This is a genomic window from Paenibacillus sp. RC84, from assembly GCF_041260495.1.
Classification (GTDB): domain Bacteria; phylum Bacillota; class Bacilli; order Paenibacillales; family NBRC-103111; genus Paenibacillus_F.
Genome location: NZ_JBGBYL010000001.1, coordinates 667,567 through 679,682 on the forward strand (window position 1 = coordinate 667,567; position 12,116 = coordinate 679,682).

Consider the following 12,116-nt stretch of genomic DNA (forward strand, 5'->3'; position numbering starts at 1 on the left):
GGAGGAGCAGGGCGGATTTATCCGCAAGGCTTCCCTTTTGCACGCAAATTATATATACTACTTTTAGTACTAGGTAATAAGAGGAGGCCATATTACCGGCCGTCTCCACAAGCAGGGTGGTGCTTGTCATCGAACGTCTTCCGAAACGCACTCGTCAGCAGCAGCTGCTGCAGGCAATTGAAGATAATCCGTTTCTGACGGATGAAGAATTAATGCGCAAGTTTCAGGTTAGCATTCAAACCGTTCGACTGGACCGTCTCGAGCTGGGGATACCCGAGCTGCGCGAACGGATCAAGCATATGGCGGAACGTTCCTACGACCAGGTGCGTTCCCTGCCCATTGATGAAGTGATCGGGGAAATCATCGATCTGCAGCTCGACAAGAGCGGCATTTCCATGTTTGAACTGACCGAAGACCATGTTTTTTCCCGTACGAAAATCGCGCGTGGGCATCATATTTTCGCCCAGGCCAATTCACTCGCCGTTGCGGTCATCAACGATCCGATCGCGCTTACCGCTTCGGCCGACATCCGGTTTATCCGCTCTGCCATGCTGGGCGAGAAATGTATCGCGAAAGCGTACGTCAAGTCCCTGTCGAAGGGGAAGGCCAAGGTGGATGTGCAGACGTTTATCGGAGACGAGGTTGTTTTCGAAGGCAGCTTCGTCATCTTTCACTCCAAGAAAGAACAACTACGAACAGAAGGTGGGCAAGCCAATGCGGATCGCAATTGACGCAATGGGCGGCGACCACGCCCCGGCAATCGTCGTGGAAGGGGCTCTGGCGGCAGCCAAGGAATGGACCGATGTCGAGCTTCTGCTCGTCGGCGATTCGGTCAAGATCGAGGCGCTGCTTACGGAGCGCCCCTCGAATCTGCGTGTCATCCATGCCTCCGAGATCATCGAAGCCGAAGACGAGCCCGTCCGGGCCGTACGCCGCAAGAAAGACGCCTCGATGGTCGTCGCGGGCCGGCTGGTCAAGGAAGGCGAAGCCGACGCGATGATTTCGGCCGGCAACACCGGCGCCCTTATGACGACGGGGCTTCTCGTCGTCGGCCGGGTACCCGGCATCGAACGCCCGGCTCTCGCGCCGATGATCCCGACGCTGGACGGCAGAGGTGTTCTCGCGCTTGATTTGGGAGCGAACATGGACTCCAGTCCCGAAAACCTGCTCCAATACGCCATCATGGGCAGTATATACAGAAGCAAGGTTCACGGCATGGACCGTCCCCGCGTAGGTCTGCTGAACATCGGCACGGAAGCGATGAAAGGGAATGAGCTGACGAAGGCGGCGTATCCGCTGCTGGAGCAGGCTCCCGTACATTTCGTGGGCAACGTCGAGTCTCGGGACATTCTCCGCGCCGAATACGACGTTATCGTGTGCGACGGATTTGCAGGCAACATTATGCTGAAAACGCTGGAGGGGACGGCATTGGCTGTTTTCTCCGCTTTGAAAACCGAACTTACCCGTACGACGCTGACCAAACTGGCCGCGGCCGTGCTGAAACCGGGCTTGTCCGCTTTCAAGGAAATGTTCGATTACACGGAGCACGGAGCGGCTCCGCTGCTCGGATTAACCGGGCTCGTGCTGAAAAGCCACGGCTCGTCCGACGCGAAGGCGATCAAGAACGCCGTGCGCCAGGCGAGAACAGCGCTGCAGAACGACCTGGTTGGCGCAATCGCTACTGAAATCAAGAACGGGAAGTGAGTGGTCCTAATGAATGGCATTCCTGTAGGCATTCTGGGCGCGGGTAAATATGTGCCTGATCGGGTTTTAACGAATCAGGAACTGGAATCTATGGTGGAGACGAACGATGAATGGATCGTGACGCGCACCGGAATCCGGGAACGGAGAATGGCGGCTCCCGAGCAGGCAACCTCCGATTTGGCGCTTGAGGCTTCACGCATTGCGCTTGAGAAAGCCGGAATTACGGCGGATCAGCTGGATTTGATCATTGTGGCTACCGTTACGCCGGATATGGCGTTTCCGTCGGCTTCGTGCATTCTGCAGGAGAAGCTGGGCGCCAAGAACGCGGCGGCCTTCGATTTGGCCGCAGCCTGCGCCGGCTTTATCTACGGCCTCGCCAATGCGTCCAATTTTATCGCCAACGGTATTTACAAATATGCCCTCGTCATAGGAGCGGATACCTTGTCGCGGATCACGGATTACACGGACCGCAACACGTGCATTCTGTTTGGCGACGGAGCAGGTGCCGTCGTGATCGGCGCGGTGCCGGAAGGACGCGGATTCAAGTCCTTTGAACTCGGTGCGGACGGCTCCGGTGCGGAGCTTCTTAAGATCGCCGGCGGCGGTTCCCGCAATCCGGCATCCCCCGAAAGCCTCGACCAGCGCCTTCACTACATCTATATGGCAGGCAGCGAAGTGTTCAAATTCGCGGTCCGCATCATGGGATCGGCCGCGGAAGAAGCGCTTCGCAAAGCGGGACTTCATAAAAACGATATCGATCTTCTGATTCCGCATCAGGCGAACATCCGGATTATCCAATCCGCGCTCAACCGTCTGGAGCTGACCGAGGACAAATGCATGATCAACCTGGACCGTTACGGCAACATGTCGGCCGCTTCCATTCCGGTAGCGTTGGCGGAGGCTGCCGAGCAGGACCGTCTTAAAGAAGGCGACACGACAGTGCTGGTCGGCTTCGGCGGCGGTCTGACTTGGGGAGCGTCCGTGCTGGTCTGGTAAAAAAGTGGAAGGGGAATCCTGACGTTTATGGGCAAGATAGCTTTTGTATTTCCGGGACAGGGAGCCCAGTCGGTCGGCATGGGGAAGGATGCTTATGACGCTCATGAAGGAGCGAAACGCGTCTTCGACGAGGCCGACAAGGCACTAGGCTACTCCTTATCTTCTCTCGTATTCGAGGGACCCGAGGACGAACTGAAAATTACGTATCATACACAACCCGCTCTGCTTACCGCGAGTGTGGCTTATCTGGAAGTGTTCCGCCAAAAAGGCATCGTGCCGGACTTTACGGCCGGGCACAGCCTGGGCGAATATTCCGCGCTGGTAGCCTCCGGCGTGCTCGGCTTCGAGGATGCCGTGCGCACCGTGCGTGCGCGCGGCGAGTTTATGGAACAGGCCGTGCCGGGCGGGCTTGGCGCGATGGCTGCCGTACTGGGAGCCGAGCGCGGGGCGCTGGACGAGCTTTGCCGCTCCGTCAGCGCTGAAACCGGCGCAGTCGAGCTGGCCAATATCAACTGCCCGGGCCAGATCGTCGTTTCCGGCACCCGCGAAGGCGTGCAGGCGGTCGTGGACCGCGCCAAGGAAATCGGCGCGAAACGGGCGATTCCGCTCGAAGTGAGCGGGCCGTTCCACTCCTCGCTGATGAAACCGGCGTCGGAGAAGCTGGCGGACGTGCTTGCGGGCCTCAGCCTGCAGGAAGCCGCCGTGCCCGTCGTGGCCAACGTTACGGCGCGTCCGGTCACTTCGCCGGATGAGATCCGCGACCTTCTGGTCCGCCAGGTGTATTCTCCGGTGCTGTGGGAAGACACCGTCGCTTGGCTGATCGAGCAGGGTGTCGACACCTTCGTCGAGATCGGCTCGGGGACGGTGCTCGCCGGTCTGATCAAGAAAGTCAGCCGGAGCGTGAAAGTCGTTTCCGTCAACAACCTGGAAGCGGCGCTTCAGGCCGAGATTTAAGCGTCACACAAATTCATGATGTAGTGGGAGGACAAGCCATGCTGAGTGGTAAAGCGGCGCTCGTTACCGGAGCTTCCCGCGGAATCGGCCGCGCGATTGCCCTGGAACTTGCCGCAAGCGGGGCCGATGTGGCAGTCAACTATGCAGGCAGCGAACAGGCTGCGGAAGAAGTCGTTAAAGAGATCGAGGCGATGGGAAGACGCGCGGTTAAGCTTCGCGGCGATGTAAGCAAATCCCAGGAAGCCGAAGATCTTGTCAAGCAGACGATTGAAGCCTTGGGCAGTCTGGACATACTGGTGAATAATGCCGGAATTACCCGGGATAATCTCATTATGCGGATGAAAGAGGAAGACTTTGACATCGTCATCGCGACCAATCTCAAAGGCGTTTTCAACTGCACCAAAGCGGCGACCCGCCCCATGATGAAACAGCGTTCGGGCCGCATTATCAATATCTCGTCCGTCGTGGGCGTGCTCGGCAACCCCGGGCAGGCCAATTACGTGGCGGCGAAAGCGGGCGTCATCGGTCTCACGAAGGCGTCCGCCAAGGAGCTTGCGTCCCGCGGGATTACCGTCAATGCGGTAGCGCCCGGCTTCATCTCCACCGATATGACCGACAAGCTGCCGGAGGAGCAGAAGGCATCCCTTCTGCAGCAAATTCCCCTCGGCAAGCTCGGCAAGCCGGAAGATATCGCGAAAATCGTCCGTTTCCTCGCTTCGGACGAAGGTTCCTACATGACCGGCCAGACGCTTCACGTCGACGGCGGCATGTACATGTAAGACGCCCTACGGGGCCCGTGCCGCAGTCGGCGGTTGTCCCGCTTAGACAAGTATGGCATTTTGATTCGTATTCTCGTATAATACCAAGGAGGAGGTGAGCCGGATGTCCGACGTACTAGATCGCGTAAAGAAAATTATCATCGACCGTTTAGGGGTAGAAGAAACTGAAGTTACCCTTGAAGCGTCTTTCAAAGAAGATTTAGGTGCTGATTCTCTCGATGTTGTAGAATTGGTTATGGAACTTGAAGATGAATTTGATCTGGAGATTTCCGACGAAGATGCTGAGAAGATTACGACTGTGGGAGAAGTAGTGAATTACATAAAATCTCATACGTAAAAATCTTTGGAGTCCCGTTCTAAAAAGAGTCCCGTTCTCATAAAGGCGGGACTTCTCCTCATTTTCTGAACGTAGAAAAAGCGAGAGAAAACACCCTTAATTCAGAGGTGGTACACGTGAATAGAGTTGTTATTACAGGACTTGGAGTTATGAGCTCCCTGGGTCAAGAAGTGGATACTTTCTGGGGCAATCTGCTTGCGGGCAAATCCGGTGTCAGCGCTATCGAAAGCTTCGACGTAAGCGAGTATCCGACGCGCATCGCCGCATCCGTTAAAGATTTCAACCCCGAAGATTATATAGATAAACGTGAAGCAAGAAGAATGGACCGCTTCGTGCAGTTTGCGGTTGCGGCCAGCATCAACGCCTTGAAGAGCTCCGGCTTGAACATACAGGAAGATACGGATCCCGAGCGGGTCGGCGTTTATGTCGGTTCCGGAATCGGCGGCCTGTCGACTTGGGAAGAACAGCATAAGATTCTGCTTGAAAAAGGACCGAAGAGGGTTAGCCCGTTCTTCATTCCGATGATGATCGCGAATATGGCTTCAGGCCAAATCTCGATGATTACCGGAGCGAAGGGTCCGAACAGCACGGCGGTTACCGCTTGCGCGACCGGAACGCACTCCATCGGAGATTCGTTCAAACTCATTCAGCGCGGAGATGCCGATGTGATGATTTGCGGCGGAGCCGAAGCGACCATCAGCCCGACGGGCGTTGCCGGCTTCTGCGCGCTCCGTGCGATGTCCACCCGCAACGACGAGCCTGAGAAGGCGAGCCGTCCTTTTGACACGGGCCGAGACGGCTTCGTGATGGGCGAGGGTGCGGGTGTCCTCGTACTGGAGTCGCTTGAGCACGCACAGAAGCGCGGCGCCCACATCTACGCCGAAGTCATCGGCTACGGAATGAGCGGTGACGCGCATCATATGACGGAGCCCGATCCGGACGGAGCGGCCCGCTGCATGGTCAAAGCGATCAAGGACGCAGGCATCACGCCGGAAGAGATCGACTACATCAATGCGCATGGTACGAGTACGCCGGTCGGGGACAAGTCCGAAACAACGGCCATCAAGAAAGCGCTGGGTGAGCAGGCTTACAAAGTCGCTGTCAGCTCGACGAAATCCATGACCGGTCATCTTCTGGGTGCAGCCGGCGGCGTTGAAGCCGTTATTTGCGGGCTTACGCTCGAAAACGGTATCATTCCGCCGACGATTAACCTGGACGACCAGGATCCGGAATGCGACCTGGATTACGTGCCGAACGTTCCCCGCAAGAGCGACGTTCAGGTGGCCATGTCCAACTCCTTCGGGTTCGGCGGACATAACGCAACGATTATTTTGAAAAAATATCAAGCCTAACAACCGGCCGGTGGTGAGAACATGAACCGAGACGTCAACCAGCTTCTAGCCGACATGGAGATCCGCTTTCAAGACCTCGATTTGCTGAGGCAGGCTTTTACGCACTCTTCCTATGTGAATGAACACCGGATGGCGAATTACCAGGACAATGAGCGTCTTGAGTTTTTGGGTGATGCCGTTTTGGAACTAACGGTGTCGGAATACTTGTATTTCAAGTATCCGCACCGCACAGAGGGAGAGCTGACGAAGCTTCGGGCGTCGATCGTTTGTGAACCTTCGCTAGTCAACTTTGCGGAGAAGCTCAATTTCGGGAGTTACGTACAGCTCGGCAAAGGAGAGGAAATGACGGGAGGCCGTTCGCGTCCCGCGCTTCTCGCCGATGTTTTCGAGTCTTTTATCGGAGCGCTGTACCTGGACCAGGGGCTTGAAGCGGTTAAGCTCTTTTTGCAGCAGCATGTGTTTCCCTATGTATCAGCGGAGGGCAAGCTGCTCGTGATCGATTATAAGACGCAGCTGCAGGAGCATACCCAGCACCACAATATGGGGGCGCTCGAATACCGTATCGTGGAAGAGCGAGGTCCGGCTCACGAGAGAGAGTTTGTGGCTGAGGTCTATATGGATGCCAAACAGCTCGGCAAAGGGGCCGGACGTTCCAAGAAAGAAGCGGAACAGCAGGCGGCTTCCCAAGCATTGACGAAGCTGAATGTGCCCATGGAGCGTTAGAAGTGAAGCAAGATGGCTGACGCGGCGGAGTATCGTCTCCGAGCGCGCCGTCCTATAAAGCAGAGAAAGAGCAGCCCAGGAGCTGCTCTTTTCTTTTGCGCTCTATTTTGAACGCGGGATATGGTACAATAGAGGCTGGGTTAGCGCCGGTCCGGGCTCTTCTACAAGGGGATAAATCCCCCGGTTTGATAAAAAACGCCGAGAGATCGGATACCGGACAGGCTGTCAGAGGGGCCGGTAAAGCCGAGCGGCTTCGGGGTTCCTTCCCCAGCCGTAAGCTTAGGCAATTAGGAGAGCTGTGAACGCAGCCCGCCAATCCTTACAAAGCGGCTTTTCTTGCGAAAAGCTGAGCATGCTTATGAATAACTTTTCTTGCGAAAAGTTTTGTGACGCTTACGAAGTAACTTTGCTACCCGCAAAGTTTAGCAGTCCTTACGAAGTAACTTTTCTAGCGAAAAGTTTTGAGGTGAAAAGAATCTATGTTTTTGAAGCGGATTGAATTATCCGGATTTAAATCGTTCGCGGACCGCACGGAGCTGGAGTTCGTCAAAGGAATCACGGCTGTAGTCGGTCCGAACGGCAGTGGGAAGAGCAACATTTCAGACGGCATCCGCTGGGTGCTCGGGGAAACGAGCGCGAAGAGTTTGCGCGGCGGCAAGATGGAAGATGTGATTTTTGCCGGCAGCGACGCGCGCAGAGCCGTTAATTACGGCGAAGTATCGCTCACGCTCGACAATACGTCCCAGTCGCTGCCTCTCGATTACAACGAGGTGACGGTCAGCCGGCGTGTGCACCGGAGCGGAGACAGCGAGTATTTTATAAACAAGCAGTCCTGCAGGCTGAAAGACATTACCGAACTGTTTATGGATACCGGAATCGGCAAAGAGGCGTATTCGATCATCGGCCAAGGCCGGATCGAAGAAATTTTGAGCAATAAATCGGAAGAGCGCCGCAGTATTTTTGAGGAAGCATCCGGAATCGTCAAATATAAATCGCGCAAGAAGGAGTCGGAGAAGAAACTACAGGAAACCGAGCAGAATCTTCTGCGCATTCATGACCTCGTTACGGAGCTGGAAGATCAGATCAATCCCTTGCGTGAGCAGGCCGAGAAAGCGATCCGCTACAAAGAGCTGAAGGAAGAACTGAAGCACAGCGAAATCGCCGTATACGTTCACCAGATCGATCAGATCTATGTCTCCTGGTCGGAGACAAACGAGAAGCTTACCGCTTTGAAAAAGGAGCAGCTCAGCTTGTCCACGTTTGTCAGCCAGCACGATGCCCAATTGGAGAAACACCGCTGGGAAACAAAACGGCTGGAGGAAGAACTGGAGAAGCTTCAGGAAACCCTGCTGCAAATCTCCGAGGATTTCGAAAAATGCGAAGGCCACGGCGAGGTGCTCAAGGAACGGAAGAAAAATTTCGCTTCCAACGAACAGCAGCTGGAGCAGACCATCGTTCTTCAGGAAACGAGATTTTCGGAGAAAGAAGCGGAGCTGGCCGGGCATCGTGAGAAAATCGTACATATCGGCGCGCAGCTGTTCGAGTATCAAGCCAAGCTGTCCGAAGAGGAGAATCGTCTCCAGGGGGTCAGCGGCGGCTTGAATTCGGGCGTGGAGGATCAGCTGAAATCCGAGCTTCTCGATAAAATGAATGCGATGGCGCAGTGCCGCAACGAAATCCGTTATGCGGAGCAGCAGCTCGAATCGTTGGCGCGGCGGCTTCAAAAGCTGGAAGAAGAAGGGCAGAAGAGGACCGCTTTGCAGTCCGATATCACCGCCCGCAAGAAGCAGCTTGAAACAAAACTGGAGCAGACCCGTAAAGAAGTCGAGAAGATCCGTTCCGCTTATCTCGATTTGAGCGAAAGTCTCAAGAAGAAGCAGACTCTGCTGGAAGAATCGTCCGGCATGCTGCGCAAATGGGAGCAGCGGATCGACGCGCTCACATCCAGACGCGACACAATGAAAGAAATGCAGAACGATTACGACGGCTTTATGCACGGCGTTAAGGAAGTGTTAAAAGCCAAGAACCGTTCCGACGGGCTCAAAGGGATTCACGGGGCCGTAGCGGAGCTTGTCAGCGTGCCGGCGGAAATCGAGCTGGCCGTGGAAACGGCTCTCGGCGGAGCCCTGCAGAATATCGTCGTGGCGACGGAAGCTTACGGCCGCGAAGCGATCGCTTTCCTGAAGCGCCGGCAGATGGGGCGCGCGACGTTTCTGCCCATGGATGTCATCCGGGGACGTTCGATCGGTGAAAGTGAGCGCGGTGCGCTGACGTCTTCGAACGGGTTCGTGGGCATCGGGGTTGACTTGATTAAATTCGACCCGCAGTATCACAATATTTTTTCCAGTTTACTGGGTACGGTTATTATTGCGGAAACGCTGGAAGATGCGAACCGGATTGCCGCCAAAGCGCACTACCGGTACCGTGTCGTTACGCTTGAAGGAGATATCGTTAACCCGGGCGGTTCCATGACGGGCGGGAGCCTTCAGAAAAAAAGCTCCAACCTGCTCGGCCGCCAGCGGCAGATCGAGGAGCTTGACGGCGAGATCGAAGCTTCGGAGACGCAGCTTCAGCAGCTCAAGACGAGGGCTTCCCAGGCCCGCAAAGAGATTGTCGAAGACAACGCGAATCTGGAAGAACTGCGGGGGCGCGGTGAGCAGAAGCGGATCGAAGAACAGCAGATCCGTGCGGATTTGGCTCCGCTTGAAGCGGAAGTGCGCCGCATGGAGGAGCAGCTGACGCTGGAGCGCGACGACCGTTCGACGCTGCTTGAGGAACGCGGCCAGCAGGAGCGCAGCATCGAAGAAAACCGCCGGCAGCTCGAAGAGCTGCAGCAGGAAGAGGAGGCGCTTCAGCAGGCCATCCGGGACGCCGAGTCTTCGCGCAAAGCGAACGAATCGGCGAAGGAGGAACTGCAGAACCAGCTGACGGATCTCAAGGTTCGCGTCGCTTCCGCTTCGCAGGAGAAGCAGTCGCTGCAGGATCAGCAGCGAAGGCTCCAGCAGGATCTCGCGGAAGCGAAGCAGGAGCTGGAGATGAATCGCCGCCAGCTGTGGCAGCTTCGCGCGGAGATGGAATTCCATGCGGAAGAAAGCGTCAAGCAGGTGGAATTGCTCAATACGCTGAAACTTCGCAAGCAGAAATGCACGGAAGACATCGAGTTCAAGCGTTCCGAACGTGCGGGGTGGATGGACAAGCTCCAGCAGGCCGAGAACGAAACCCGCGAACAGCGTACGCAGCTCAAGCAGGTGGAGGAGCAGTGCCTGCAGCACGAGGTGCGTGTGAACCGGCTGGACGTGGAGCTCGAGAACCTGCTCAAAAAGCTTGGCGAAGAGTACGAAATGAGCTACGAACTCGCCAAAGAACGCTACCCGGTGCCGGGAGATATCACCGGCGCACAGAACAAGGTTCGCGATCTGAAGCGCTCCATCTCTTCGCTGGGCGATGTCAACCTTGGGGCGATCGAGGAATACGCCCGCGTGTCCGAGCGTTACGATTTCCTTTCCGTCCAGAAGGATGACCTGGTGGAGGCGAAAACAACGCTCTACACCGTGATCCGGGAGATGGACCAGGAAATGTCGAAGCGCTTCAAAACGACCTTCGATGCGATTCGCTCCCATTTCGTGATCGTTTTCGTGAAGCTGTTCGGCGGAGGCCGGGCGGATCTGATTTTGTCCGATCCGGAAAACTTGCTGGAGACGGGCATCGAGATCGTAGCCCAGCCTCCAGGTAAAAAACTGCAGAACCTGCAGCTGCTCTCCGGCGGGGAAAGAGCGCTCACGGCGCTTGCGCTGCTGTTCTCGATTCTGCGCGTCAAGCCCGTTCCGTTCTGCGTGCTGGACGAAGTCGAGGCGGCGCTGGACGAAGCGAACGTGACCCGTTTTGCCGAGTATTTGCGCGAATTCTCCGAAACGACCCAGTTTATCGTGGTCACGCACCGCAAGGGAACGATGGAGGAAGCGGACGTGCTTTACGGGGTTACGATGGAAGAAGGCGGCGTTTCCAAGCTTGTATCCGTACGGCTTGAAGACGAGGAAGCGATGATTTCCGCCTCTTGACGAGAAACGGCGATTCCCCGGAAACAAGTATCGCCCGCGTCCGGGAAACCTGATTTCACGGGCGGTAAATCCGGTTATATAAACGTGTATTTTCGATCAGCCACTTTTCAGGCTCTTTAAGAGCCATTTCAGAAAGCGAGGAACAGCTTCAGATGAGTTTTTTTAAACGGTTAAAAGAGAGCATTTCGAGCAAAACCGAGGCGGTAACGAATAAATTTAAGGAAGGTCTCACCAAAACGCGCGATGTGTTCGTGGACCGTGTGGACGATCTCTTCAGCCGCCGCAAAAAAATCGACGAAGAATTTTACGAGGAGCTGGAAGAAATCCTGATCGGCGCCGACGTCGGCGTGAGCACGGTCATGGAGCTGATCGAGCAGCTGCGCGGTGAAGTGCGCAAACGTAAAATCGAAGATCCGAACGACCTTCAACCGGTGCTGTCCGAGAAGCTGACGGAGCTCCTGAAGGGCAGCGAAGACAGCAGCATCAGGCTGGCTCCGGGCGGGCTGAGCATTATTTTGTTCGTCGGCGTTAACGGCGTGGGCAAAACGACCACAATCGGTAAAATGGCGCATATGTACAAATCGCAGGGTAAAAAAGTCATCCTGGCCGCAGGCGATACGTTCCGGGCCGGCGCGATCGAGCAGCTCGAAACGTGGGGACAGCGTGTAGGCGTGGACGTCATCAAGCAGCAGGCGGGTTCCGACCCGGCGGCTGTCATGTTTGACGCCGTGCAGGCCGCGAAAAACCGCGGGGCGGACATTCTGCTTTGCGATACGGCGGGACGCCTGCAGAACAAGGTGAACCTGATGGAGGAGCTCAACAAGATTTACCGGGTGATCCGCAGGGAAGTTCCCGATGCTCCGCATGAAGTGCTTCTCGTGCTGGACGCCACGACAGGTCAGAATGCCCTTCAGCAGGCTAAAATGTTCGGCGACAAAACCGGTCTGACCGGCCTCGTATTAACGAAGCTGGACGGTACGGCGAAAGGCGGCATCGTGGTTGCGATCCGGCAGGAGCTGAACATTCCCGTAAAATTCGTGGGACTGGGCGAGAAAATGGACGATTTGCAGCCGTTTGATTCCGAGCAGTTCGTTCATGCGCTGTTCGGCAAATGGATCGCCGAGGAAAAAGCGGAGGCTTAAGGGGCCTCCGACCCGAGCTGAACCCCGTGCGGTCGGCATTTTTCGTTTGCTTGAAAGGTACTTGTGCGCGA

General features: G+C 56.0%; 10 protein-coding genes. All 10 read left to right on the forward strand.

The features are described from left to right. Positions 1 to 116: 116 nt before the first annotated feature. The 10 genes from fapR to ftsY all read left to right on the forward strand — a co-directional run bounded on the left by fapR (position 117) and on the right by ftsY (position 12,045). Positions 117 to 731 carry a transcription factor FapR gene (gene fapR, locus ABH899_RS03080; protein ID WP_036739470.1) on the forward strand — a complete coding sequence of 205 codons (615 nt, stop codon included), beginning with the start codon at positions 117 to 119 and terminating at the stop codon, positions 729 to 731. Beyond that, positions 715 to 1,704 (forward strand): phosphate acyltransferase PlsX, encoded by a 990-nt coding sequence (gene plsX / locus ABH899_RS03085; RefSeq protein ID WP_369993886.1) that lies wholly within the window; start codon positions 715 to 717, stop codon positions 1,702 to 1,704. Before fapR ends, plsX begins: the two co-directional genes overlap by 17 nt. A 9-nt stretch (positions 1,705 to 1,713) precedes the next feature. Continuing rightward, complete coding sequence (locus ABH899_RS03090; protein ID WP_009673372.1) at positions 1,714 to 2,700, forward strand: beta-ketoacyl-ACP synthase III; 987 nt, start codon at positions 1,714 to 1,716, stop codon at positions 2,698 to 2,700. A 27-nt stretch (positions 2,701 to 2,727) separates the two neighbouring features. After that, on the forward strand, positions 2,728 to 3,654 hold the full coding sequence (fabD, locus tag ABH899_RS03095; RefSeq protein WP_218228494.1) for an ACP S-malonyltransferase: 927 nt from the start codon (positions 2,728 to 2,730) through the stop codon (positions 3,652 to 3,654). Between the two features lie 38 nt (positions 3,655 to 3,692). After that, the gene (fabG, locus tag ABH899_RS03100) at positions 3,693 to 4,433 is read left to right on the forward strand and encodes a 3-oxoacyl-[acyl-carrier-protein] reductase (RefSeq protein WP_103993776.1); all 741 of its coding nucleotides are present in this window, start codon (positions 3,693 to 3,695) and stop codon (positions 4,431 to 4,433) included. Between the two features lie 103 nt (positions 4,434 to 4,536). Continuing rightward, a complete protein-coding gene (gene acpP / locus ABH899_RS03105) occupies positions 4,537 to 4,770 on the forward strand; it encodes an acyl carrier protein (RefSeq protein WP_009673355.1) in 234 nt (77 codons plus the stop codon). Positions 4,771 to 4,886: 116 nt separating this feature from the next. Then, positions 4,887 to 6,122, forward strand: coding sequence for a beta-ketoacyl-ACP synthase II (gene fabF, locus ABH899_RS03110; RefSeq protein ID WP_369993890.1), 1,236 nt, complete (start codon positions 4,887 to 4,889; stop codon positions 6,120 to 6,122). Positions 6,123 to 6,143: 21 nt separating this feature from the next. Beyond that, on the forward strand, positions 6,144 to 6,845 hold the full coding sequence (gene rnc / locus ABH899_RS03115; protein ID WP_009673364.1) for a ribonuclease III: 702 nt from the start codon (positions 6,144 to 6,146) through the stop codon (positions 6,843 to 6,845). A 479-nt stretch (positions 6,846 to 7,324) separates the two neighbouring features. After that, on the forward strand, positions 7,325 to 10,903 hold the full coding sequence (gene smc / locus ABH899_RS03120) for a chromosome segregation protein SMC (RefSeq protein ID WP_369993893.1): 3,579 nt from the start codon (positions 7,325 to 7,327) through the stop codon (positions 10,901 to 10,903). 152 nt (positions 10,904 to 11,055) lie between these two features. After that, positions 11,056 to 12,045, forward strand: a complete 990-nt coding sequence (ftsY, locus tag ABH899_RS03125) for a signal recognition particle-docking protein FtsY (protein ID WP_009673370.1) — start codon at positions 11,056 to 11,058, stop codon at positions 12,043 to 12,045. Positions 12,046 to 12,116 lie beyond the last annotated feature (71 nt).